The organism is Cellulomonas gilvus ATCC 13127, assembly GCF_000218545.1.
Classification (GTDB): domain Bacteria; phylum Actinomycetota; class Actinomycetes; order Actinomycetales; family Cellulomonadaceae; genus Cellulomonas; species Cellulomonas gilvus.
Genome location: NC_015671.1, coordinates 131,201 through 154,779, shown reverse-complemented (window position 1 = coordinate 154,779; position 23,579 = coordinate 131,201). Strand labels below are relative to the sequence as shown.

The window sequence follows — 23,579 nt, the reverse complement described above, 5'->3', positions numbered from 1 at the left end:
AACTTCACCGCGAAGCTTCACCGCTCGCGATCCGTTGCCCCGGGTGATCCGCGAGGGATGAAACGCTCGGGCTCGGTGAGGAACTCGCGCCGGCATGCGTCGGAGCAGAACGACCACTGGTCGCCGCTCCAGGTCGCACCTGGGCCTGTCGGCTCGACCTGCATGCGGCACACCGGGTCGATCACCATCGCGGCGATCTGGCGGAACTCGCCGTCCTCCAACCAGAGCACGCGGTCGGCGATCTCGCGGAGTCGTTCGTCGTGGCTCACGATCACGATGGCGCGGCGATCCTCGTCTGCGAGCCTACGAAGAAGGCGGGCCAGGTCGCGGCCGCGGGACGCGTCGAGATTGGCGGTCGGCTCGTCGGCGAGCAGGACGGGCGGGTCGTTGGCCAGTGCGCGGGCCACCGCGACCCGCTGCTGCTCGCCGCCGGACATCTGGTTCGGTCGTGCGGTCGACCGGTGCGTCAGGCCGACACGGTCGAGCAGCTCGCGGGCGCACCGGTGGGCGTTGGCCCCGGTCGTGCCGGCGAGGTTGGCGGCGACGGCGATGTTCTCGGCCGCGGTGAGCGCGTCGAGGAGGGCGTAGTCCTGGAAGACGAACCCGAAGGTGCGAGACCGCAGCGCCGGGAGCTGCTTCTCGGGTGCAGCTGCGACGTCCACGCTGTGGCCGTCGCTGATCGTGACGGCGATCGAGCCCGACGTCGGTCGGAGCAGGGCGCCGAGCATCAGCAGCAGCGTCGTCTTCCCCGACCCGGACGGACCCATCACGAGCAGGACCTCACCGGCTTCCACGTCGAGGTCGATCGCACGGACGGCGTCGACGGCGACTACGCCCGAGCCGTAGGTCATGGACAGCCCTCGAACCGTGAGCACCCGCGTCTCTGAGGACGCACGCGGATGCGAGTCACCGGCAGGCGGCGCAGGCGGGCCGGGGAGCGCGCCGGTCGTGGACGAGGTGCCTGCTGCTCTTCTCATCGTGACCTCCGGAATGCGGACGCCGCGTCGAGCACGGCGATACGGCGAAGCGGCCACAGGCCACCGAGCATGCCGACCACGAGCGCTCGAGCCGTGGTCTGTGTCACCGCCGAAGCGGTGACCGAGATCTCGACCGACGGCTCCGCGAGCAGTACCAGCCATGCCACCGCCAGCGCTGCCGCAGAGGCGACGACCGAGGCAAGGACGACTGTCAGCACGACCTGGAATGTCACGACAGCGGCAAGGTGCGGCGTGCGACCGCCAAGAGCCTTGAGCACGGCGAAGTCGCGGAGTCGGTTCAGTGTGGCGCTCATCAGACCGAGCGCGATCACGGCCAGTGCGATGACGAGCCCGATGGTGGACATCAGGCGCAGGAGGTCGGCGCTCATGTCCCGGACGACACGCGCCTCCGAGTCAGCGAACTGCTGCCGGGTCTGCACCGTCACCCCGCCGACTGTGGCCCCGATCCGATGTGCCCCGGCGCTCGCATCGACGCCCGCGTCGAGGCCAGCGAGCACGTAGGACACACGGTCGCCGCGGATCCGGCGGAACTCGGCGAGGTCGACGAACACGGTGGTGTTCGTGATGCTGCTTCCTCCGGTCGAGAGCCCGACGACGCGCAGTGACGCCCCCATGGCCGTGAGCAGGTCGCCGACCCCGACGCCGAGCCGATCCGAGGCCTGCTCGTCCATGACGGCTTCGCCGGCGCCCGGCGCCCGCCCGTCGACAAGGCGAGCGGGTCCTCCCCGGCCGGTGCCGGTGTCGTAACCGATCAGGTACGAGAGCTCTCGCCCTCGTGGCCCGGCGATCGTGCCGGAGGCGAACGCGATCGGCGCGGCCCAGGCGACACCAGGCACGTCGGCGACGCGGTCGGGGGTGTCGGCCGGGAGTGCGGATGCGGACATGTGCATCGTGCGCACCCCGGACTGGGCGACGAAGACGTCTGCCGGCGAGGTCCGGATGTAGTAGGTGACCCGGTCCACAGCCCCGGCGAAGATGCCGTCGAGGAGGAGGACCAGGAGCAGCGAGGCCGCAACGCCGAGGACGGTCAATGCGGCACGGCGCCGGTCGGCAAACAGGAAGCGACGTCCCAGCGGCACGGCCCGTGTCGGGTTGGCCTGATGCGTGGCGCGGGGTCGGCGCACCGTGTCCGTGGTCATCGTCCGCTCCGGAACGCGGATGCAGCGTCGAGCCGGCCGAGACGGCGAGCCGGCAGCCACGCGGCAAGCAGTGCCATCCCAACGGCCGCCGATGCGGTTCGCGTGATCGTGCCTGTGGTCAGCAGGACCGGGAACGAGGGCCGCCACCACGCAAGGAGCTCGCGGGCGACGACCAGCAGGACGATCGCTGCCAAGGTGCCCAACGCTGTCAGTGCCATGGTCTCCGCGACGGCGACCCTGCGCAGACGTCCCGGCGTCGCTCCGAGCGCCTTGAGGACTCCGAGGTCGCGCTGCTGCTCGTTGATCCGGGTGTAGGCCACGAGCGCCACGACGAGGGTGCCGGCCGCGAAGGCGACCCCGACCATGAGCCGCATGGGAGGCCCGTAGATGTCAGTGGCGAGCCGCAGCGACGTCTCGTGCAGCTGGGCCGGACTGCGGACGGTGTAGCCGGCGTCCTCGAGCCGTGCTGCCACACCCTGGGGGTCTGCTGTGGTCACGAGCACCGCGCCCGTGGTACCGGTGGCCCGCAGCATCTGATCCATCCCGGTCATGGTGGTGAAGACCAGTGGCGTCATGAACAAGTCCGTGTCGTCTGTCAGTCCGACCACACGCATCGGGTGTCCGAGGACCGGCAGCCGGTCGCCGATCGCGACGTCGTGCTGCGCGGCTCAGACGGCGTCGACCGCGATCTCGTCACCCGTCGCGGGGCTGCGGCCGCCAGCGAGGTCCCACGGACCACCGAGGCGGCTGGCGGGGTCGTACGCGACCGCCGCGACGGCGGCCTTCCCATGCGGCAGCTCGAGGATTTCGTAGAGGGTGCGCAGGGGTGCGGTCTGTGCGACGCCGGGTGTCCGCGCGACAGCGTCGACCGTCGTAGCCGGGAGCAGACCTGGATCGGCGAACAGGTGGCGGCTGCCGGTGGGCAGCACGACCAGGTCGACGGCGAGGTGGTCCTCGTAGGTGGTCACAGCCTGCTGGACGCCCGCCCAGAGGCCGGCCAGCAGCAGCATCAGCTCAAGGCGAGACCGATGCCCGCGGCCCCCGCCGCGGTGCGCGCCGGACGCGCCGTGAGGAACCGGCCGGCGACCGGGACACCTGATCCTCTCCGGCCATGGGTGCGCACCCGGGACGTCGGCCGGGCGCGCGCGCCCCGCTCGGCTCGATCGCGCCGGAAGCGGGCGGGGGCAACCGGACCCGTCAGCGGGACGGACATCGCGGGCTCCCTCCGTCGACGAGGGCGGTCATCGCCGGGCAACGTCCGGACATCCCGCCCGATACCCCCAGGGGGTATCACCAGGATATCGACGGCACGTGCCGATGTCGTTCGTGCCGCGATGAAGATCCGATGGAGATTGCCTCTCTTGTCGCCGGCACCTCGACGGCCGGTGGACCGGCGGGGTCGCGCGCACCCGACGGGCTCCGCAACTCGTCGTCCGTGTCGCATGCTGCCGATCTTCAGAGAGGCTTCATCGTTCGCGACCCGGAAGTTGACTCGCGTGACCGAACGTGGTTTCAGGCGGCCCGATGCCGCCAACCCGAGGCGAGGAGGTCGTGCAATGGGTCTGTGGTGCAGCTCAATGAGCGGCGCGAGCTGGGTCGTGATGATCGCGGGCTGGGCCGCCGTCGTCGGACTGGCGATCTGGACGGTGTGCCGACTGTTTCCCGCGCAGCCAGACCGCGATGCGTTCACGATCCTCGATGCCCGCCTCGCGTCGGGAGAGATCGACATGGACAGCTATCAGCGGCTGCACGACCTGCTCGAGAACCGCTCGCAGGTCAGGACGGAAGGACTTCGATGAAGCACCACCTCAAGCACATGCTCATCGCCGGCGGCGCAGTCCTCGCGGCACTAGTGATCTTCCAGGTTGACATCGGCCGTGCGCTGCCCCTTGCGGTGGCCTTGGCCTGCCCCGTCGGCATGCTGTTCATGATGAAGGCCATGGGCGGCAACACCCAGAGCGGCGGCCATCAGCACGGCCAGACTCACGTGCCGACACAGAAACCCGACACGGAGCCCCACGGGCAGGAGAACGGCGCCGTCGCCGCGTCGGGGCCCAGCGCGCCGTTGACCCGCGACAACCACGAACGCATCGACTGACGCCTTCCGGCTGACGGATGCCCGGCACGATCCCCGGGGGCGCCCGTCGGTCGTCGGAATACCCCTAGGGGGTATCCGGTTGGACCAACTGAGGCTGCGGATCACCGGGCCACTGCGGCACCGCCCGACGGCAGCTATCGGCAGACGATGGAGTGGGAGGTCTGAGCGCCATGGACGCTTTGGTCGTAGCAGTCGCGGTCACACTGACGGCGGCACTGGGCTGGTACTTCTTCGGACCTCGCGCATCGGCTCGCGCCGGCGTCGAGAACGGCGTGCAGGTGCTCACCGTCGCAGTCAAGGGCGGGTACAGCCCGAACGTCATCGAGGTAGAACAAGGCATGCCCGTGCGGCTGCTCTTCGACCGCCAAGAGGCCGGCGACTGCTCCTCGCGCGTGGTGTTCCCCGACTTCAAGGTGAACCAGACCCTGCCGGCATACGCGACCACAGCCGTGGACTTCACCCCGCGGCAGGCCGGGGAGTTCGGGTTCGCCTGCGGGATGAACATGCTGCACGGCACGCTCAAGGTCGTCCCGTCTGCACGTGGACGCGGCTCACTCGCAGGCGACCAGGACGCCGACGGCGGTACGTCGACGTCCTCGCGGATCCACGACTCCCACCGCAACGACAGGAGCCCTGGAGCCTCAAGACCTGCGGCGCCCGCCACACAAGCCGCAGGCGCGGCAGCCGACGTGGAGGCCGCAGAACGCTCCGCCGAGATCGTCGACCTGCGCCGCAGGGTGATCGTCGGCGCCGTCCTCACACTCCCGGTGCTCGTCGCAGTGATGGCCGAGACGCTGCTCGCCGCCACCTGGGTACCGGCGCTGCTGCTGGAACCCTGGTTCCAGCTGCTGCTCATCACACCCGTGATGGTCTACACGGGCTGGCCGATCCATCGCACCGGCTGGCTGGCGCTGTCGCACCGAACCGCTGAGATGAACTCGCTGATCACACTCGGGACGCTCGCCGCATTCGGGTTCAGTCTCGTCGCCACCGTCGCACCCGGTCTGCTGCCCGCCGACCACCGCGAGGTGTACTACGAGGCCGTCGGCGTCATCCTGACCCTGATCCTCCTGGGACGGTTGCTCGAGACGAAGGCCAAGGCCGGCACCGGTGAGGCGATCCGAGCCCTGATCGGCCTGCAGCCACGAACAGCTCGCGTCGTGCGTGGCGGGACTGAGGTCGACGTCGATGTGGACACGGTCGTCGTCGGCGACACCGTAGTGATCCGACCAGGCGAGAAGCTCCCGGTCGACGGACAGGTGATCGCGGGCGCGTCCCTCGTGGACGAGTCGATGGTCACCGGCGAGCCGATCCCCGTCGTCAAGCGGCTCGGCGACACGGTCATCGGCGCGACGATCAACCAGACCGGCTCGTTCCGCTACGCCGCGACCAAGGTCGGCGCGGACACGATGCTCGCCCAGATCATCGCCCTCGTCCGCGAGGCTCAGGGCTCCAAGGCGCCTATCCAGAGACTCGCGGACAAGGTGTCCAGCTACTTCGTGCCGGCCGTGATCGCGATCGCGGTATGGACGTTCGTCGTCTGGTGGCTCGTCGGCCCGCCGCCCGCAGGTGTGTATGCCCTGGTGGCCGCAGTTTCCGTCCTGATCATCGCGTGCCCGTGCGCCTTGGGCCTGGCGACCCCGCTGTCGATCACAGTCGGAACCGGGAAGGGCGCGACCGCGGGCGTCCTGATCCGCTCAGCGGAGGCGCTCGAGACCGCACATCGGCTCGACACCGTCGTGCTGGACAAGACCGGCACGATCACGCAGGGCCGGCCGGCCCTCACCGACGTGCTGCCCGCTCCCGGGTTCGTCGCCGACGAGCTGCTGACGCTGGTCGCCGCGGCCGAACGCGACTCGGAGCACCCACTCGCCCTCGCGATCGTCACCGGCGCGACAGAACGCGGCCTGCAGGTGCCGACCGCATCGGCGTTCGAGTCGGTCACCGGCCAGGGCGTGCTGGCGCGCGTCGAAGGAACGCAGGTCGTGGTCGGCAACGTGCGGCTGCTCACGGAACACGGTGCCGACCCCGCGCAGCTCACTGGGGACCTGGACCGGCTGGCCGCGGACGGCAAGACACCGATGCTCGTCGCCGTCAACGGCCGAGCCGCGGGCGTGATCGGCGTGGCTGACACGCTCAAGGACGGATCTGCCGCCGCCGTCGCAGACCTGACGGCCCGCGGCATCGACGTCGTCATGATGACCGGCGACAACCGCGAGACTGCCCGCTCGATCGCCCGGCAGGTCGGAATCGCCAGAGTTGTCGCGGAAGTGATGCCGGAGCACAAGGCCCGCGAGGTCAGACGACTGCAGGCCGAGGGCCGGGTCGTCGGAATGGTCGGCGACGGCATCAACGACGCACCCGCCCTGGCACAGGCAGACGTAGGTTCGGCGATCGGCACCGGCACAGACGTCGCCATCGAGTCCTCCGACATCACTTTGATCTCGGGGAACCTCGGCGGCCTGGTGACCGCGATCGACCTGTCGCGGGCGACGATGCGCAACATCCGCCAGAACCTCGTCTTCGCGTTCGGGTACAACGCGATCGGCATCCCGATCGCCGCCGGCGTGCTGTACCCCGCGTTCGGGCTGTTGCTCAGCCCGATGCTCGCGGCCCTCGCGATGGCGCTGTCGTCGCTGTCGGTGGTCGCCAACGCCAACCGGCTGCGTCGCTTCACCCCCACGGCCTCGACGACGTCGGTGGCTCCCCTCGTACGGACCACCGAACCGGTGGTCGAGCTCGGACACGACCACGAAGAAGCGGAGAACACCATGTCCCACCACCAGCACCACCAGCACTCGTCCTCGGCGTCGATCGACCCGGTCTGTGGCATGAGCGTCGACCCGAGCAGTGCGGCTGCCACGAGGGAGCACGACGGCGTCACGTTCTACTTCTGCAGCCCCGGCTGCGCCGCCGCCTTCGACGCCGACCCTCACCGGTACGGGCACCCAGCTACCACGCACTGACCGCGCGAGCCGCGCGTCGAGGACGACATGACGCAGGTGCCTGGAGACGACGGTCCACCTGCCCGGCGCGTTCCGGTGCGCGCCGGGCAGGGACGTCGACGATGGACGTCGGGCCGGGCGGACGGCAACGATGACCCGGACCGTCGGCCACTCGCGCGGCGCACAAGACAGCGGCGAGCACCCCTCAGGTGGGTTGGAACAGACCCGTACCCCCACCTGACATGGCTCGCAGTCATGGGGGCAGTGGCCGCAGGGGCGCTCGCGCTCTGGGGGCTTCCACCAGTGGATCTGCACGGGCCCTTGCACCGTCTCGGAATCATGGATCCCCTGTGCGGGGGAACGCGTGCGGCCTACTTCACGGTGACCGGTCAGTGGTCGAAGGCGTGGTTCTACAACCCCCTGGGGCCGCTTGCCGTCATCGGGGTGGCGGCCATGGCACTCCGCGCAACGCTTGGGTTCGCAGCCCACCGTTGGCTCGTCGTCGATCTCGTGGTCTCCAGTCGAACGACCCGGTTCGCATGCGCGCTTGGCGTCCTCGCCGCTTTCGCCCTCGGCGTCCGCCAGCAGTTCCTCGTCGACCTGTTGCTCTAACTGGGCGCGTCGACGAGCGCCACCACGACGCGCCCCAGCCGTCCGCTTCGCGGGATCTTCATCCGGCCTCGATCAGACAGCAACAGCCCAACGCGCACGATGTCGTCATGACAGTGCAGCATGCACCCGAGCTCACAGTCGCCGGCGGTCACGTCGTGGCCGCGCGACGCCGACCGCTGAGGACAGTCGGGTCCGCCGTTACCGCGGCGACAGGCACGGTCGTCGGCCTCGCGCCGCACGTGTTGCACCACATCGGTCCGCTCGTCGGCACCGCCCTCGTCGCCGGTGTCGGCGGGCAGGCACTGTTCGGACTCGTAGGGCTCATCGCTGCCCTTCCGATGCTCGTTCGGTTGCGCCGACGTTCGAGAACCTGGTGGGCGCCCGGGCTGGCGCTGCTCGCCTTCGCGGCAGCCTTCGTCGTCTCGACGACCGTGATCGGCCCGATGATCAGCGGCGACGGGGTCCCGTCCGAGGTGACGCCGAGCGCCCCCGCCGACCATGACCAGCACCACTGAGACGCGGTACCGAGCAGCCCCGCCGCCAGGCGCCCGAAGTCAAGCGAGCCTTCATTGTTCCGGCGTCAGACGTTGATCGTCGCTACGTCAGGCTGACGGCAGGCCGCCGGACTCCTCACCGCGTCCGGAGGCTGCGGTGTGTTCACCAGCGCATCGATCCCACGCGCCGTCAAGCACGACATGAGCTGACGCGCGGCTCGAGCAGAAGGGACTGACCGGGTACCGAGCCGCCATCGCCACTTGGTCGCGCCACCGCGCCGCGGGCGCTCACCGGAGAGAGAACATGGGACGTCACGCCGCAGAGGTATCTCCGCCGCGCCGACAAACTGGCCGTCGAGTCCGCCGGAATGCTTCGGGCAACAGCGCCCGCTACCGACTCCGTGTGTGGCCCGTTCGGATCACAACGCTAATCGCGATGGTCCTCGCGACGACCGCGTTCGCGCTCGTTGACCGGAGTCCCGCATCCACACCCGCTTCGACGGCGGACGCTGGCCCGTCGACCGTCGAGGCGCTGACTGCCACGGCGACTGACCTGACCCCTCCACCATCACTGGTCGCGCCAGGTGCCGCTGAACGGGTGGTTCGACAAGAACAGGCGTCGCGGTCGGCAAGTCGGCTAGAGAGCCAGGCAGACGCCACGCCCGACTGCGACGGAGTCGTCACGAACCCCGGCAGGGTCTGCTGCACGAGTAGGTGACAGCGAAACTCAGGCGGCGAGTGCGACCTGAGTGGTCATGATCGTCTCGTACTCGATGGGGGTCAGGCGGCCGAGGCGGACCTGGCGTCTGCGGCGGTGGTAGGTCCGTTCGATCCAGGTGATGATCGCCAGGCGCAGCTCGTCACGGGTGGCCCAGCGGCGGCGGTCCAGGACGTTCTTCTGCAGCAGCGAGAAGAAGCTCTCCATAGCGGCGTTGTCCCCGGCGGAGGCGACCTGCCCCATCGACCCAGCGAGGTCGTGGCGGGCCAGGACACGGGCCACCTTCCTGCTTCGGAACTGGCTGCCACGATCGCTGTGGACCACGCAGCCGGCGACATCCCCGCGCCGCTGCACCGCGCTGACCAGAGCGTCTACTGCGATCTGGGACGTCATGCGGTCGCTGATCGAGTATCCGACGATCCGGTTGGAGAACACGTCCTTGATCGCGCAGAGGTAGACCTTGCCCTCGGCGGTCGGGTGCTCGGTGATGTCCCAGAGCCACAACCTGTTCGGCGCATCGGCGGTGAACACCCGCAGCACGAGGTCCTCATGGGCCGGCGGAGCGGCCTTCTTCCCGTTCTTCGAGCGCTTCTTGCCGAACACCGACCACCACTGGTTGTCCCGACAGATCCGCCAGACCGTGCGGTCGCAGGCGATCAGTCCGGCGCGGGCGGCCTCGTCGGCCAGGAGCCGGTGCCCGAACTCCGGGTCGTCACGGTGGGCGTCGAACAACGCGTTAGCGAGGTGCGCCCGGGCGACCTCCCGCGCGCCGACGGGCTCAGCGAGCCACCGGTAGTAGGGCTGCCTTGCGAGCTTAAGAACCCGGCACGTCACCGCGACGGGCACCCCGTCGGCGGCGAGCTCACTCACGAGCGGGTAGAGCCTTTTCCCGGCAGATGCGCCTGGGACAGATACGCGGCCGCGCGGCGCAGGACCTCGTTCTCCTGCTCCAGCAGACGGATACGCCGGTTCGCCTCTCGCAGCTCGGCCGACTCGGTCCGAGTCACCCCGGGGCGGTTGCCGTCCGCGACGTCGGCATCACGCAGCCAGTTCCGCAGACACGACTCGGCGATGCCGAAGTCCGCCGCGATCTGCTTGATCGGAGCGTCCCCGCGGCGAGCCACGGCCACGACGTCCTCGCGGAACTCCTTGGGATAGGGCCTGGGCACGGTGCACATCCTTCCAGCGGCGCCTCCCGGCACCACACGTGGGTGTCACCTACTCGTGCGGCAGACCCGCACGAACGGACGGGTGCCCGATTCTGAGCTGTGTGACCTGTGGCAGCGGCCGTACCGAGACAGAGCTGACGCGGCCGAGTCGCTGTTCTCCCTGAACGCCCTCTATGTCGCACGGTTCGGCGAGCCCATGTGCCTGTCGTCCGGGTACCGCTCGTACGAGGAACAGGCTGCGCTCCGCAGAAAGAAGGGCGGAATCGCGGCTCCTGCAGGGCTGTCGAACCACGGTTGGGGCTTGGCCGTCGACTTCTGCAGTGAAACCTATGCGGGAGAACGTGGCGACTGGCTGTGGGCGAATGCCGCCACCTTCGGGTGGGAGAACCCTGAGTGGGCCCGCAAGGGCGGTTCGGGCTACTACGAACCGTGGCACTGGGAGTACAAGAGCGCTGTCGAGGCGATGAAAGAAGCTGGCACGTCCTGACCATTGGCCAGCAGGTCTATGTCCAGCATCACGACGTGCCGGGCGCCGCCGTCTCGGCTGAACGCTGGAAAGACGCGAAGTCGCCGACACGGCCCAGGGCTCTCAACTCGGGCATCGGGCTCTCGCGCTGGACAGATGCCGTCACGGTGTGTCCTCGTCGCCGTCTGCCCGTTCGGGGCCATTTCGGACTTCGTCCGGAAGTGGGTCGGGGTCAAGCGTCCGGTGCCGAACGACCGAGCGCGACCCGCAGGCGGTGCTGGACTTCCTCGAGCAGCGCGGCGTCGAAGTCGTCGACTGGTCCGGCCGGGAGTTGCTCGACGCGCACGAGCAGCAGCTCGGCGAGCCGCACAGTCGTGAGCGGATCAAGGTCGTGCCGCGCGAAGAGATGCTGGCCACGGCCCTCGGGCGCAGATGAGGCGGAACACGGAGCCCGACCGCCGTCCGCCGACTCAGTTCGTTGGTCCCCTTCTGAGGATCGCCTGCACTCGGATAATGGCCGGCATGAGCCGGTCCAGTGACGCCGCCATGACCGCTACGACACTGTCCCTCGACTGGGCCGCGACGCGGGACCTCGTCACGGCGTGGCGAGAGGATCCGGGCAGCACCTACCGGACCTGGTTCCTGTGGCCGGAGCGAGTCAAGAACTTCCGGTCGCTCCGCCGCGGCATCGAGCGGGTCAGCGCAGACATCGAGGCGGGCACGTTCGGGAACTCCTACAAGGAGTCGTCACTCGAGACGGTCGTTCGCGGCATCGCGGAGCAGCGGCAGCTGTTCAAGGGGGCCGATCATCCGTTCCACTGGAAGCCGAAGCTCCGCATCCCCGACATCTACGAGGACCGTGACAACCAGCTCGCCTTCGGTCGCCTCCTCGAGACCTGCCGATGCTGCACCACCGAGGCGCAGGTCCTAGCCGCGATCGGTGCCTTCGCAGGCCGGGGAATCCGCGGCCTGGGTCCCGCAGCGGCGAACCTGCTGTACTTCCTGCACCCCACGATCGTCCCACCGTTCAACACGGCGATCGTCCGCGGCTACAACGCGCTAACCGGAGCGCGCGTCCGGCTCGGACGTTGGGACGACTTCCTCGCCATGAGGGCGGGGATCCTCGAGCTCAACGAGCAGCTGCGCGACCTCTTGTCCAACGACCTCGGGGCGGTCGCTGGGTTGCTCTTCGACATCGGCGCTGGCCGCATCACCGCCCCACCGCTCCCCGGGCAGGACGCCACCGCAGCGCTGACCGCGTGGCGCGAGCAGCTGCAGCGCGTCGGCTCACTCAGCGAGGACTCCGCGCTCACCGCAGCGACCCGGCAGGACACCACCCACACCGAGGTGCAGGGGTGGCTGCGTGACCTCGGGCATGCGTTGGGGTTCGACGTGTGGATCGCGAGCAACGACCGGAGCCGGCCCTACGCCGGCGGCCGGCTGGCCGACGGGTGTCTGGCAGCACTGCCCGATGCCCTCGTGGCCGGCCCGGCGGGCGACGCTATCCGGCTCATCGACGCGCTGTGGCTCGACGGCGAAGGCTCGGTGGTGGCGGCGTTCGAGGTCGAGCACACGACGTCCATCTACTCGGGCATCGTCCGCATGCTCGACCTCGCACTGTCCGGTGACGGGCGCGTGGTCACAGGGCTGTACCTGGTGGCACCCGACGAGCGCGAGCACGAGGTGCGCGCCCAGCTCAGGAGACCGGCCTTCAGCCCGGTTGCCGATCTTCACCTGCGTTACCTGCCGTACGGCGAACTTGCTGCCAACCGTGAAGCCATCGCCAGGTTCGGCGCCGGGCTGCACCCGATCCAGCGGCTGGCCCGCGACCTGAGCTGACTGGCCGCGGCGGCGGCGCGCCATGGTTCGGGTTCGGCGTGCCTCATGCTCGGGATCCTGCCGCTGCAGGACCCGCGGCTTCCAACGCGCGTGACGCACTGACGTCGCGGGCACGCGGATCGGCGACATCTCACATACCGAGACCTCGGCCGATCCACCTGTCAACCACCGAGCGTGGGGCGGTCACTTCGTCACGCGTTGTCACAAGGTGCGATTTGGAGCATCCGCACAGGGCGTCAGCAACACGGTTCAGTTGGCTTCGGAGCGGCCCTGGCGCCAGTAGCCCATGAAGGCGACGGACTTGCGGTCGATGCCGAGCTCGGTGACCAGGTGACGCCGCAGCCCGCGGATCACGCCGGACTCCCCGGCGAGCCAGGCGTAGACGGGCGCGGTCTCGCGCAGCGCGCTGTAGGTGCTGTAGTCCACGGGCACCTCCCACACGTCGTCGTCGGAGGCGTGGGTCCAGGGAACGTCCACGAGCTCGCCGCCGTCACCGCGGGGCAGGACGCGTGCCGCAGCAGCGCGCACCGCCGGGTCCAGGAGGGAGCCGTGGGGGGCGCCGTCGCGGCCGAGCCAGTGGACGGTCACGCCCGCGGGTGCGCCCAGGTCCATGCGGTCCTCGGGGTGCGGCATCTCGATGAGGGCCTCGCCGCACGCGTCGGCGGGCATGCGCTCGAGGATCGCGGCGATCGCGGGCAGCGCGGTCTCGTCGCCGGCCAGCAGGAACTGGTCGGTGCGCAGCGGGGGGACGAAGTCGACGCCGCCGTGCGGGCCCACGGCGTCGGCGTTCGGGCCCAGGATGACCAGCTCGGAGCCGGGGCGGGCCTGCAGCGCCCACCGGGACGCGGGCCCGTGGTCGCCGTGCAGGACGATGTCCACGTCCAGCTCCCGGGCGTGCGGGCGCACGGTGCGGGCGGTGTAGGTGCGGATCGGGTGCCGGCGCTCGTCGGGCAGCTCCCGCCAACGGCCGTACCAGTCGCCGCTCGCGGTGAGGTCCAGCAGCTCGCCGTAGCCGCACTCGAGCGGCAGGAAGAACTTGATGCGCTGGTCGAACCCGTTGTCGGCGAACCGGTCCAGGTCCTCACCCGTGAACGTCACGCGCAGCACGCTCGGGCACACGCGCTGGATGGCGGCGACCGTGACCGCGAAGGCGCGGAACGGCTGCGCGGCGGGCGCCTGGCTCTGCTCGGTGCTGGTGGCGGTCGAGGACGGCTGCGGCTCGGTCTGGGTCGCGGTCACCGGAGCACTGTAGGCAGGCAAGGCTTACCTCATCAAGAGGCGTCCGTCACGCGACACCCGTGCCGAACGCGAGACCCAGCAGGTACGTCGCCATCGCGGCGCCCCACCCGATCGCGAGCTGCCGCAGCGCACGGCGGCCCGGCGAGGCACCGGACAGCACGCCGACGGTCGCGCCAGTCCCCAGCAGCGCGAGCCCGACGAGCCCTGCCGACCAGCCCACGGCCGTCCAGCCGCTCGCACCCAGCAGGTAGGGCAGCACGGGCACGGCGGCGCCCGTCGCGAAGAAGCAGAAGCTGGCGACGGCAGCGCCGACGGCCGTGCCGATGGTCTCGTGCTCGTCGACCTCCTCGACGGGCACCTCGGCGGCCTCGTCGTCCGTCGCCACCAGGAACGGCGCGGAGCCGGCGAACTGCTCGAGCGACGTCAGCACGGTCCGCGCGCGCTCGTCGGCCTCACCGGGATCCATCCCGCGGGCGCGGTAGACCAGCGCGAGCTCGTTGGCGTCCACGTCCAGGTGGGCGAGCGCGGTGCGCGCCCGCGGGCCGGGGCGTGACGCCTCGAGCAGCTCACGCTGCGAGCGGACCGAGACGTACTCGCCGGCCCCCATCGACAGCGCGCCCGCCAGCAGCCCGGCGAGCCCGGTCAGCAGGATGGTGCCGTTGCTCGCGCCGCTCGCACCGATGCCGAGCACCAGCGCGAGGTTGCTGACCAGGCCGTCGTTGGCGCCGAACACCGCCGCGCGGAACGTCCCGGAGATCCGGTTGCGGCCGCGGGTCGCCAGGCCGCGCACCACCTCCTCGTGGATCCGTTCGTCGGCGGCCATCTGCGCGGTCGCGTCCGCGTCGTCGTCGTACGACGAGCGTGCCTCGGCCCGCTGCGCGAGCGCCAGGACGAACACCGACCCGAAGCGGCGGGCGAGCCAGCCGAGCGTGCGCGTGCGGAAGTCCCCGCGCAGCGGCTTGCCCACGTCGTCGCCCAGCAGGGTCAGCCAGTGCTGCTCGTGGCGGCGCTCCGCATCCGCGAGCGCCAGCAGGATCGCCTGCTCCTCACCCGTGCGACGCGCCGCCAGGTCGCGGTACACGGCCGCCTCGGCGCGCTCGTCGGCCAGGTACTGGCGCCAGCGGCGCGTCTGGGCGCGCGAGGGCGCGGTCGTTCCGGTCACGCCGCCCATGGTGGCAGCCGGAAACCGGACATCCCGGGCATCCGGTCGAGTTCGGGACGGCGAATCGGTGGTTCAGCCGGCCCGCGTCACGGGTTCAGCCCGCCCACGGCGGTGCGGCCACGTGCACGGCCTCGCCCGTGCGGGCCGACTCCTCGATCGCCAGCCCGAGCAGGTGGTCGTGGCAGCCGTCCGCGAGCGGGTACGGCTCGGGGCCGTCGTCGTGCAGCCAGCGCGCGCACCCCGCGAGCAGTCCCGCGACCGCGATGTCGTCGTCGGCCAGCCGCGCCCCGACGAACGGGTTGCGGAACAGCACGTGCCCCTCGTGCGTCAGGTGCTCGAGGTCGAACCCGTCCAGGTTCTGCTCGAGACCCGACGTGCGGCGCTCGATGCGGGACGTCAGCACGGTGCGCGGACCGGCGTAGCGCGTCACCTCGTCGCCGACGATCTCGCCCAGCGAACCCCGCACGACGATCCGGTTGGTGCGCAGCGGGTTGTGCCACTGGTTGTCGGTGAAGTCGTACAGCGCGCTGCGGCCCTCGCCCAGGTCGAGCGTCGCCAGGACCGTGCCCGCGGCCGCGGGCTCGGTGGCGCCCGTCCAGCCGTCGCGCGCGAGCGGGTCGAGCAGGGGCGCCTCGAACCGCACCGAGCGCACCGTGGCCGCGCCCCGGCCGGCCCCGAGCAGCCGCCGGATCAGGCCCACCGCGTGGTACAGGTGCGTCGAGGAGACCTGGACCTGCGTGGGCCGCCCGATCAGCCCCGCGTCCACCACGGCCTGGCGGGCCGCGTGCGCGGGCATCGACGGGCTGTGCTCCGCCACCTGCACCAGACCCGAGGCGCCGACGTCCGCCCAGAGAGCGAACAGCCCGTCGGCATCCGGCGCGGGCGGGGTCTCGGCCAGCACGGGGACACCGGCCGCGACCAGCTCCCGCGTCACCACGGGCGTCACGGGCCACGGCACGGACACCACCACCAGCTCGGGCTTCTGCGGGAAGCCGCCGACGAGCTCGGCGACGGTCCGCACCGTCGGCACGCCCCACGCGGCCTCGACCTGCGCGCCGCGCTCGGCCGTGCGCGTCACCACACCCACGCACGTGAACTGCTCCGGCAGCAGGCGGGCCATCCGCGCGAAGAACTCCGCGCGCCACCCGCTCCCGACGATCCCGAACCGCAGCGGAGCCATCCGTCCCCCTCGTCGTCGAAGAAGCCCGCCCGGCGGCGGCCTCCCCGAGACTACGCAGCCGCGCCCGGTGGCCGAGGCATCGCCGCGGATGGCAGCCTGTCCTGCGTCCGGCACAGGCGCCGGCAGGTCCGGCGGGAGGCCCGGTGAACGTCGTCGTCGCAGTGTTCCGATTCGCGGTCGCGGCTCTCGCGCTCGCCGGGACCAAGGAGATCTGGCTGCAGGGCGAGGTGGACGGCCTCCTCTACTTCACCAACCAGTCCGGCGTGCTGCTGACCGTGGTGATGGTCTGGGGCGGCATCGCGTCGCTGCTGCGCAAGCCCCAGCCGCCCGCGTGGCTCAAGGGCGGCGTCACGCTGTTCCTGGCGATCACCGGGCTCGTCGCGTACTTCGTGCTCGCACCCGAGGCCGCCGACGCACCCGTGCGCGCCGTCGGGCTCACCGCCGGGCAGATCGAGCACCAGCTCAACCCCGTGCTCGCCGTGCTGGACTTCCTGCTGCTGGACCCGCACCGCCGCACGCGCTGGCGGTACGCGTGGTGGTGGCTCACGTACCTGCTCGCCTACGTCACGTTCACGACGATCCGCGGCACGGTCTGGGACCTCGGCTACCCGTACGGCTTCATCGACCTCGACGAGCACGGGTGGGGCGGCCTGGCCGTCAACGTCCTCATCTATGGGACCGGGTTCTTCCTGCTGGGGCTGCTGATCGTGCTCGTCGACCGGCGGATGCCCGCCCGTGCACTCGTCGGGACGCCCGTGCGCACGTCCACCTGAACCCCTCCGCGGAACCTCCACCCGAGCCGCACGCTGAATCGTCGAGGGCCGGGACGGCGGCCAGGTCCGTCGCGTACCGTGCACGGGTGCCGTGGACGCGGCGCGTCCACCGAACCCACGGAGCCTTGCCGTGCACGCCACCACCACCCGTCGCACCCGCGCGCACCGCGTCGCCGCGACCGTCGCCGCCGCGGCGCTCGCCCTGACGCTCGCCGCATGCGGTGACGACAACTCGTCCACCGAGTCGAAGCCCAACGCGACGACGTCCGCGTCGGCCGACCCCTCGGCAGACCCGTCCGCCGCGCCCACCGCCGCCGCCACCGCGTCCGCCGAGGACATCGCGGCTCTCGAGTCCGTCAAGGTCGAGGGCAAGCCCGGCACGCAGCCGACCATCACGCTGCCGGAGAAGCCGTTCACCGTGTCCGCCAACGTCGCCCGCGTCGTCGACGAGGGCTCGGGCGACGCGATCGCGGACGGCGACCTCATCGAGCTCGGCCTCACCGCGGTCGACGGCTCCGACGGCAAGATCCTGGGCAGCACGCACGACGGCGAGGCCACGGGCACGTGGACCGTCGGCTCGGCGCTCCCCGTGCTGGACGACCTGCTGACCACCGTGAAGTTCGGTGCGCAGATCCTCATGGCGCTGCCGCAGGACACCACCACCGTCTACGTCGTCGAGCCGCTGCGGGTCATCCCGCTGCGCGCCGAGGGCAAGGCCGTGGCGCCCAAGGACGGCCTGCCGACCGTCAAGCTCGGCGAGGACGGCGCACCCACCATCACGCCCGCCAAGGGCGACGCGCCCACCGAGCTCGTGGTCCAGCCGCTCATCGAGGGCACGGGCAAGACCGTCGAGGCCGGCGACAACGTGCTGGTCCAGTACTCCGGCGTCCTGTGGGACGGCACCGCGTTCGACTCCAGCTGGGGCGAGGGCCGCACGCCGTTCACGGTCGCGAACGTCGGCCAGGCGCAGGTCATCGACGGCTGGAACGAGGGCCTCGTCGGGCAGAAGGTCGGCAGCCAGGTGCTGCTCGTCGTGCCGCCGGAGAAGGGCTACAAGGACCAGCAGCAGGGCGCGATCCCGCCGAACTCGACGCTCGTGTTCGTCGTGGACATCCTGTTCGCCTGACGTCCGCGCATCCGCGCGCACTCCGCTCCACCCGCACCCCCGGCGCCCAGGGACTGACGTCCTGACGGCACCGGGGGTGCGTGGCTACTGTGGGCGACAGGTCGCCGACGCCCTCCTGGGATCCGCCCTCGCACCGCACCGGTGGCCGGGGAGACGAGCATGGACCAGGCAACGACGCCCAGGATCCGCACCGTGGCCCTGGTGGGCGCGGCAGGCGCGGGCAAGACCACCCTCGCCGAGGCGCTGCTGCACCGCGCCGGCACCATCCCGCGCCCCGGGCGCGTCGAGGACGGCTCGACCGTCACCGACCACGAGCCCGAGGAGATCGCGCGCGGAATCTCGCTGTCGCTGGGCGTGGCCCCGCTGAGCTGGCGCGCGCCCGACGGCGAGACGTACGACGTGACGCTGCTCGACACCCCCGGGTCGCCCGACTTCGCGGGCGCGCTCGACGCCGCTCTGGCCGTCGCCGACCTGGCCGTGGTGGTCGTCTCCGCCGTCGACGGCGTGCAGGCCGGGACGTACGCCGCCTGGCGGGCCGCCGCCGCCGCGGGTGTCCCGCGCCTCGTCGTCGTGACCAAGGAGGACAAGGCGCGCGCCGACTTCCACCACGTGCTCGAGGACCTGCGCACCGCGTTCGGCACCGGGTTCGTGCCGCTCGAGCTGCCGCTCGGCGAGGAGTCCGCGTTCCACGGCGTCGCGGACGTGCTCAGCGAGGAGGGCCTCGACTACACGCCCGACGGCCGGCACAGCACGTGCGCGGTCCCCGACGACGTCGCCGCCGAGGAGCACCGCCTGCACGACGAGGTCACCGAGGAGATCGTCTCGCACGACGACGAGGCGCTCGAGCGGTACCTGTCCGGCGACGAGCCGTCCGCGGCCGACCTCGAGCGCACGCTCGCGCACGAGGTGCGCGACCTCGAGGCGTTCCCCGTGCTGGTCGTCTCCGGCATCACCGAGGTCGGTGTGGACCGCCTCGCCGACCTGGTGTGCGAGCTCGGCCCCGCGCCCGGCGACCGGCCCGCGAGCGTCACCGCAGGCGCCACCACCGTCGAGGTCGCCGCCGACCCGGCCGGCCCCGTCCTGGTCCACGCGTTCCGCACCGTCGCCGACCCGTTCGTCGGGCAGGTCACGCTCCTGCGTGTGCTGTCCGGGACCATCCGCCCCGGCGACCGCCTGCTCAACACCGCCACCCGCACCGAGGAGCGCCTGCCCGGCCTGTTCCGTCTGCGCGGCAAGGAGCACCTGCCCGTCGACGGCGCCGTCGCAGGTCAGGTGGTGGCCGTCGCGAAGCTGACGGGCACCCCCAGCGGCTCGCTGCTGGCAGAGAAGACCGGACCGGGCGCCGCGATGTCGGCGCCCGTCGCACGTCCGCGCCCGCCCGTGTACGGGCTCGTCCTGTCGCCCGTGACCCAGTCCGACGACGACCGCCTCTCGGCCGCACTCGCGCGTCTGACCGCCGAGGACACCACGCTCGTCGTCGACCGTTCGTCCGACCGGACCATCCTGCGCGGGCTCGGCGAGACGCATCTCGCCGTCGCGCTCGAACGCCTCGCGCGCGTGTTCGGCGTCAACGTCACCACCTCGCCCGTGCCCGTCGCCTACCGCGAGACCATCCGCCGCACCGTCGAGGCCGAGGGCAAGGTCAAGAAGCAGTCCGGCGGGCACGGCCAGTTCGCCGTCGCCCACCTGCGCGTCGCGCCCCTGCCGCACGGCGGCGGGTTCGAGTTCGTCGACTCCGTCGTCGGCGGCGCCATCCCGCGCAACTACCTCGGCGCCGTCGAGAAGGGCGTCGTCGAGGGCATGTCGCACGGCGGACCGCACGGCTACCCCGTCGTGGACCTGCGCGTCGAGGTGTACGACGGCAAGGCCCACTCCGTCGACTCCTCCGACATGGCGTTCCGCACCGCCGCTGCCAACGGGCTGCGCGACGCCCTGGCCGCCGCCGGGACCGTGGTGCTCGAACCCATCGACCACGTGCGCGTCGTCGTGCCCTCCGCGAGCCAGGGTGACGTGATGGGCGACCTGTCCGGGCGGCGAGGGCGCATCACCGCGACCACCGCGCGCGACGACGGGCTGGTGGAGATCGAGGCGTACGTGCCGCAGTCCGAGCTCACGCGGTACGTGATGGACCTGCGGTCGCTGACCGGCGGGCGCGCCGAGCTGACCGTCTCGCCCGGGACCTACGAGGTGTGCCCCGAGCACCTGGTCACGGCCTGACCCCGGCGCCCGCTGACGGCTCGGCCCTCGGCCGTCCCGGTCGCGGTGACGCCGTCGCGCGGCACCGCGGTCCGGCCTGCCCTCGGCCTTCCACCGGTCGCTTCCGGGGTCTGGCGCTCGTGTCCGATTCACCCTAGAATCGTACACATGTTCGAATCGCGAGGGGCGGACGGTGGTGGCTCGCAGGCCACCGCCACGCTCGTCGCGTCCCGCCCGCGCACCGACGGTGCGGTGCGCGTGCCTGCGGATCCGTCCGCCGCTCGCCCCGCGCGCGAGGACGGCGCCGGCGCGGACGCGCGGGCTGGCCGCTGGTCTCTGGCCCCGGCTGACGGCGGGCGGCCGGGGAGTGAGCTGGCGTCGGGTGCGGATGTGCTGGTGGAACTGGAGGCGGTTGCGGCGCGTCTGGCGGGGTTGGTGTCGGTCGCTGATGGTGCGGCGGGCTGGGACGGGCGGGTGCGAGCCCGGGTGCTGCGGGTGTTGGACGCCTTGCCGGGGGTGGTGGAGGCGGTGCGTGCCCCGGTGCTGGTCGCCTCGCAGCGTGCGGCGGCAGCGGTGGCTGGTGGTGAGCGGGGGTTCGTGGATGTGCGGGCCCGGGCCACGGGTGCGTCGCGGTGGCAGGCGGCGGGTCAGGTCGCGGCGGCGGGGGCGTTGGCGGCGTTGCCGGTGGTGCGTGAGGCGGTCGCCGGCGGGGTGGTGCCGGTCGGGCATGTGCAGGTGCTGGCGCGGGCGTGGCAGGACGCGGGCGCGGGTCTGAGCGCGGCGTGGGGCACGGCGGCGGGTCAGGAGAAGGTCGTCGAGCTGGCCCGGGGTGTCGATGCGCGGGAGTTCTCCCGGTCGTTGGCGGCTCTGGCGGCACAGGACGACCCGGACGGGGTCGAGGACCGGCGGGAGGCCGCGCGCCGTGCCCGGTTCCTGACGTTGTCGCACGCCCCGGACGGCACGTTCCTGCGGGGCCGGTTGGACCCGGTCGCCGGGCAGGTCCTGGCCCGCGCGCTGGAGGCCACCGGGCACCGGCCGGACGTGGACCGCACGGGTGATCAGGCCCGCGCCGACGCGCTGACCGCCCTGGCCCAGCACACCCTGACCGCAGGGCACCGCCCCAGTCGGGTCGTCGAGGCGCAGGACCTCGAAGTGCCGTCACCGCGGCCCGGCGCCGCCGCTGTCACCGGCGCGGCCGACCCAGACCCGGTCTCAGATGTCGACCTGCCCGATGGCACCCCGTCCGCCCCGGCCGCCCACATCACCTTGCTCGTGCCAGCCGAGACCTGGCACGCCGTGCGCACCACCCAACAAGCCCGCCGCACCGGCGCCCGCAGGGCCTCTGACACCTCGAGCGACGCCAGCACTCCCGCCATACCGGCCAACCCCGGTCAGCCATCGGACGACAACGACCCCGTGCGCGACCCTCGCCACCTCACCGATGGCGGTCCCGCGGTCTCGGGCACAGGCGAGCGCTCCTCACCCCACCCGTGCAGGACGCCCGGTCACGCCGTCCCGCCCGCGGCGACCGACGACGGGACCACCATCACCGCGACCGAGCTCGCCGCCGCCCTGTGCGACTGCGCCATGACCCGCACCGTGATGAACGCCGCCGGCCTGCCCCTGGACGTCGGACGCACCCGACGCATGTTCACCCCTGCCCAGCGCACGGCCGTGACCGCACGCGACCGCCACTGCACCTGGAACGGCTGCTCCGTACCCGCACGCCACTGCCAGATCCACCACATCGCCTGGTGGCACCGCCACACCGGCACCACCGACCTGACCAACGCCGTCCTGCTCTGCACCTTCCACCACCACGAAGTCCACCGCCTCGACCTCGACATCGAACGCCTCCCACCAGCGACCGTCCCGGACCCGGTCGCGGCCTCGCCGCACCTCGACGCCGACACCGGCGCCGGCGCCTCGATGCTGCCCACCCCGACCGCGAACACAGCAGCACCGCAGAGATCCACCGAGCCGTCGCGGAGCGCGGCTCCGCCCACGGGCGATACAGGGCAACCGCCGCCCGGCGGGCCGCCGCCCCTCATGCCGACACGTACACGGCAGACCCCTCCACCCACGGCTACGACCACACCCGCGGTGCGCTACGTGTTCCGCGACCGCCGCGGCGCGCCCTACAACACCCCTGGCGGCGTCCCGCCCGACTGACGTCGCGGACGGCCCGCCGTGTCCCGCCCGGCGGCGTCGCGGGCTCGGGTCAGCAACTTTCTTCAAAGGATGAAGTAAGGGTTAGGCTGCCCCGGTCGCAAGGGTGCGACAGCGGACGGTTGGGGTAGGTGGCATGGTGCACGGTCTGGGCGCGGCACGGGATGGCGAGCGGGACGGCGAGCTGCCCGGCGGGTACGTCGCCGGGATGACCTGGGGATGGACCGGCGTGCGCGGGACGTGGACGGACGAGGCCGCGGCCGAGTCGATGCGGGTCATGGTGGACCGGGTCGCGACGACCTGGACGGCCGTGACGTTCGCGGCGTACCAGGACACGGCGCAGTCCGTGGACGTGCACTGGCGGGACGCGCCGACCGTCACCGAGGACGAGGTCAGGCACGCGATCCGGGCCGCGCGGGCGCTCGGCCAGCACGTGCTGCTGAAGCCCGTGGTGAACTGCGCCGACGGCACGTGGCGTGCGCACATCAACTTCTTCGACCACGACGTGCCCTGCGAGCCGAAATGGTCGGACTGGTTCCGCTCGTACGGCGAGTTCGTCGTCCACTACGCCCGGGTCGCCGCCGAGGAGGGGTGCGAGATGTTCTCGGTCGGGTGCGAGATGGTGCAGACGGACCGCCGGGCCGACGAGTGGCGCGCCCTGGTCGCACAGGTGCGCGAGGTCTACCCCGGCCTGGTCACGTACAACTGCGACAAGTACCAGGAGGACCGCGTCACGTGGTGGGACGCGGTCGATGTCATCTCGTCCTCGGGCTACTACCCGCTGGGCGACTGGGAGAACCAGCTGGACCGGATCGAGCCCGTGGTCGCGACCCACGGCAAGCCGTTCGTCTTCCTCGAGGCGGGCTGCCCCAGCAGGACCGGCTCGTCGGCGCTCCCGAACGACTGGGGTCTGGCCGGCGAGCCCGACGGCGAGGCGCAGGCGGACTGGTACCGCGAGATGCTCGCTTCCTGTGCGCGCCGGGAGTGGGTGCAGGGATTCGTGCTGTGGGACTGGCCCGCGCACCTGTACGACGAGGCCGACGCGGCGACCAACGACGACTACTGCCCGTTCGGCAAGCCCGCCGAGGCGGTGATCCGGCAGGCCTACCTGACCGCGACGGGCCGCGCGGGCGGCTGACAGACCCGATCCGCCAGCCTCCGGGGACGCCGGACCGGGCCGCGACCCGCTTGGGCTGACAGACCCAGTTCCGGAATCGCCGTGCGCTGACTACCCCGTTGGCCGGCCCCCGATGGAC

At 71.6% G+C, this 23,579-nt stretch carries 21 protein-coding genes; 13 read left to right on the top strand and 8 right to left on the bottom strand.

The genetic code is table 11. The features are described from left to right. Window positions 1–17 precede the first annotated feature (17 nt). The 4 genes from CELGI_RS00670 to CELGI_RS00655 all read right to left on the bottom strand — a co-directional run bounded on the left by CELGI_RS00670 (window position 18) and on the right by CELGI_RS00655 (window position 3,147). Complete coding sequence (locus tag CELGI_RS00670) at window positions 18–1,034, bottom strand: ATP-binding cassette domain-containing protein (protein WP_211206544.1); 1,017 nt, start codon at window positions 1,032–1,034, stop codon at window positions 18–20. Continuing rightward, entirely contained in the window at window positions 974–2,137 is a 1,164-nt protein-coding gene (locus CELGI_RS00665) for an ABC transporter permease (RefSeq protein ID WP_013882193.1), read from the bottom strand. The genes CELGI_RS00670 and CELGI_RS00665 overlap by 61 nt, the downstream gene beginning before the upstream one ends. After that, window positions 2,134–2,712, bottom strand: a complete 579-nt coding sequence (locus tag CELGI_RS16185) for an ABC transporter permease (RefSeq protein WP_169315123.1) — start codon at window positions 2,710–2,712, stop codon at window positions 2,134–2,136. Before CELGI_RS16185 ends, CELGI_RS00665 begins: the two co-directional genes overlap by 4 nt. A 93-nt stretch (window positions 2,713–2,805) precedes the next feature. Next, on the bottom strand, window positions 2,806–3,147 hold the full coding sequence (locus CELGI_RS00655) for a hypothetical protein (RefSeq protein WP_041574032.1): 342 nt from the start codon (window positions 3,145–3,147) through the stop codon (window positions 2,806–2,808). 567 nt (window positions 3,148–3,714) lie between these two features. Here CELGI_RS00655 and CELGI_RS00650 point away from each other — a divergent pair. From CELGI_RS00650 to CELGI_RS00630, 5 genes are all read left to right on the top strand, one after another. Continuing rightward, a complete protein-coding gene (locus tag CELGI_RS00650; protein WP_150104621.1) occupies window positions 3,715–3,936 on the top strand; it encodes a hypothetical protein in 222 nt (73 codons plus the stop codon). Next, window positions 3,933–4,235 (top strand): DUF2933 domain-containing protein, encoded by a 303-nt coding sequence (locus tag CELGI_RS00645; protein ID WP_013882190.1) that lies wholly within the window; start codon window positions 3,933–3,935, stop codon window positions 4,233–4,235. The genes CELGI_RS00650 and CELGI_RS00645 overlap by 4 nt, the downstream gene beginning before the upstream one ends. A gap of 170 nt (window positions 4,236–4,405) precedes the next feature. After that, window positions 4,406–7,201: a heavy metal translocating P-type ATPase gene (locus CELGI_RS00640; protein WP_013882189.1), complete on the top strand. Its 2,796-nt coding sequence runs from the start codon at window positions 4,406–4,408 to the stop codon at window positions 7,199–7,201. A gap of 318 nt (window positions 7,202–7,519) precedes the next feature. Then, a complete protein-coding gene (locus CELGI_RS17240; RefSeq protein WP_013882188.1) occupies window positions 7,520–7,792 on the top strand; it encodes a DUF2752 domain-containing protein in 273 nt (90 codons plus the stop codon). 107 nt (window positions 7,793–7,899) lie between these two features. Next, window positions 7,900–8,307, top strand: coding sequence for a hypothetical protein (locus tag CELGI_RS00630; RefSeq protein ID WP_013882187.1), 408 nt, complete (start codon window positions 7,900–7,902; stop codon window positions 8,305–8,307). Window positions 8,308–9,013: 706 nt separating this feature from the next. Here CELGI_RS00630 and CELGI_RS00625 read toward each other — a convergent pair. Beyond that, a protein-coding gene (locus CELGI_RS00625; RefSeq protein ID WP_169315122.1) for an IS3 family transposase occupies window positions 9,014–10,173 on the bottom strand; the annotation gives its coding sequence in 2 pieces (ribosomal slippage) (window positions 9,014–9,892 and window positions 9,895–10,173; 1,158 coding nt in all). A gap of 82 nt (window positions 10,174–10,255) precedes the next feature. Between CELGI_RS00625 and CELGI_RS00615 the strand changes: the two genes are divergently transcribed. The 3 genes from CELGI_RS00615 (at window position 10,256) to CELGI_RS00610 (ending at window position 12,478) form a co-directional block, all read left to right on the top strand. Beyond that, window positions 10,256–10,660: a M15 family metallopeptidase gene (locus CELGI_RS00615; RefSeq protein ID WP_049785489.1), complete on the top strand. Its 405-nt coding sequence runs from the start codon at window positions 10,256–10,258 to the stop codon at window positions 10,658–10,660. 253 nt (window positions 10,661–10,913) lie between these two features. Then, complete coding sequence (locus CELGI_RS17005; protein ID WP_245528131.1) at window positions 10,914–11,075, top strand: hypothetical protein; 162 nt, start codon at window positions 10,914–10,916, stop codon at window positions 11,073–11,075. A gap of 77 nt (window positions 11,076–11,152) precedes the next feature. Beyond that, a complete protein-coding gene (locus CELGI_RS00610; protein ID WP_211206543.1) occupies window positions 11,153–12,478 on the top strand; it encodes a type II restriction endonuclease in 1,326 nt (441 codons plus the stop codon). A 249-nt stretch (window positions 12,479–12,727) separates the two neighbouring features. On the opposite strand, the gene CELGI_RS00605 is transcribed toward CELGI_RS00610, so the two are convergent. The 3 genes from CELGI_RS00605 to CELGI_RS00595 form a co-directional block, all read right to left on the bottom strand. Then, window positions 12,728–13,717: a siderophore-interacting protein gene (locus CELGI_RS00605; RefSeq protein WP_041574031.1), complete on the bottom strand. Its 990-nt coding sequence runs from the start codon at window positions 13,715–13,717 to the stop codon at window positions 12,728–12,730. Between the two features lie 46 nt (window positions 13,718–13,763). After that, the gene (locus CELGI_RS00600; protein ID WP_013882181.1) at window positions 13,764–14,888 is read right to left on the bottom strand and encodes a VIT1/CCC1 transporter family protein; all 1,125 of its coding nucleotides are present in this window, start codon (window positions 14,886–14,888) and stop codon (window positions 13,764–13,766) included. A gap of 85 nt (window positions 14,889–14,973) precedes the next feature. Then, window positions 14,974–16,059 (bottom strand): Gfo/Idh/MocA family protein, encoded by a 1,086-nt coding sequence (locus CELGI_RS00595; RefSeq protein WP_013882180.1) that lies wholly within the window; start codon window positions 16,057–16,059, stop codon window positions 14,974–14,976. Between the two features lie 143 nt (window positions 16,060–16,202). Here CELGI_RS00595 and CELGI_RS00590 point away from each other — a divergent pair, with 143 nt between their 5' ends. The 5 genes from CELGI_RS00590 to CELGI_RS00570 all read left to right on the top strand — a co-directional run bounded on the left by CELGI_RS00590 (window position 16,203) and on the right by CELGI_RS00570 (window position 23,461). Further along, window positions 16,203–16,832: a Pr6Pr family membrane protein gene (locus CELGI_RS00590; RefSeq protein WP_013882179.1), complete on the top strand. Its 630-nt coding sequence runs from the start codon at window positions 16,203–16,205 to the stop codon at window positions 16,830–16,832. Window positions 16,833–16,962: 130 nt separating this feature from the next. After that, window positions 16,963–17,958, top strand: coding sequence for an FKBP-type peptidyl-prolyl cis-trans isomerase (locus CELGI_RS00585; protein WP_013882178.1), 996 nt, complete (start codon window positions 16,963–16,965; stop codon window positions 17,956–17,958). Between the two features lie 159 nt (window positions 17,959–18,117). Further along, window positions 18,118–20,175 carry an elongation factor G gene (locus CELGI_RS00580; protein WP_013882177.1) on the top strand — a complete coding sequence of 686 codons (2,058 nt, stop codon included), beginning with the start codon at window positions 18,118–18,120 and terminating at the stop codon, window positions 20,173–20,175. 147 nt (window positions 20,176–20,322) lie between these two features. Beyond that, window positions 20,323–22,326, top strand: coding sequence for an HNH endonuclease (locus CELGI_RS00575; protein ID WP_041574030.1), 2,004 nt, complete (start codon window positions 20,323–20,325; stop codon window positions 22,324–22,326). 133 nt (window positions 22,327–22,459) lie between these two features. Then, window positions 22,460–23,461 carry a glycoside hydrolase family 113 gene (locus CELGI_RS00570; protein WP_321572171.1) on the top strand — a complete coding sequence of 334 codons (1,002 nt, stop codon included), beginning with the start codon at window positions 22,460–22,462 and terminating at the stop codon, window positions 23,459–23,461. Window positions 23,462–23,579 lie beyond the last annotated feature (118 nt).

Excerpts from the sequence above, each read along its gene's own strand:
- CELGI_RS00580 (WP_013882177.1), top strand. The coding sequence starts at position 18,118 with ATGGACCAGGCAACGACGCCCAGGATCCGCACCGTGGCCCTGGTGGGC.
- CELGI_RS00655 (WP_041574032.1), bottom strand. The coding sequence starts at position 3,147 with ATGCTGCTGCTGGCCGGCCTCTGGGCGGGCGTCCAGCAGGCTGTGACC.
- CELGI_RS16185 (WP_169315123.1), bottom strand. The coding sequence starts at position 2,712 with ATGACGCCACTGGTCTTCACCACCATGACCGGGATGGATCAGATGCTG.
- CELGI_RS00665 (WP_013882193.1), bottom strand. The coding sequence starts at position 2,137 with ATGACCACGGACACGGTGCGCCGACCCCGCGCCACGCATCAGGCCAAC.
- CELGI_RS00640 (WP_013882189.1), top strand. The coding sequence starts at position 4,406 with ATGGACGCTTTGGTCGTAGCAGTCGCGGTCACACTGACGGCGGCACTG.
- CELGI_RS17240 (WP_013882188.1), top strand. The coding sequence starts at position 7,520 with ATGGATCCCCTGTGCGGGGGAACGCGTGCGGCCTACTTCACGGTGACC.
- CELGI_RS00595 (WP_013882180.1), bottom strand. The coding sequence starts at position 16,059 with ATGGCTCCGCTGCGGTTCGGGATCGTCGGGAGCGGGTGGCGCGCGGAG.
- CELGI_RS00600 (WP_013882181.1), bottom strand. The coding sequence starts at position 14,888 with ATGGGCGGCGTGACCGGAACGACCGCGCCCTCGCGCGCCCAGACGCGC.
- CELGI_RS00645 (WP_013882190.1), top strand. The coding sequence starts at position 3,933 with ATGAAGCACCACCTCAAGCACATGCTCATCGCCGGCGGCGCAGTCCTC.
- CELGI_RS00570 (WP_321572171.1), top strand. The coding sequence starts at position 22,460 with ATGGTGCACGGTCTGGGCGCGGCACGGGATGGCGAGCGGGACGGCGAG.
- CELGI_RS00575 (WP_041574030.1), top strand. The coding sequence starts at position 20,323 with ATGTTCGAATCGCGAGGGGCGGACGGTGGTGGCTCGCAGGCCACCGCC.
- CELGI_RS00610 (WP_211206543.1), top strand. The coding sequence starts at position 11,153 with ATGGCCGGCATGAGCCGGTCCAGTGACGCCGCCATGACCGCTACGACA.
- CELGI_RS00650 (WP_150104621.1), top strand. The coding sequence starts at position 3,715 with ATGAGCGGCGCGAGCTGGGTCGTGATGATCGCGGGCTGGGCCGCCGTC.
- CELGI_RS00630 (WP_013882187.1), top strand. The coding sequence starts at position 7,900 with ATGACAGTGCAGCATGCACCCGAGCTCACAGTCGCCGGCGGTCACGTC.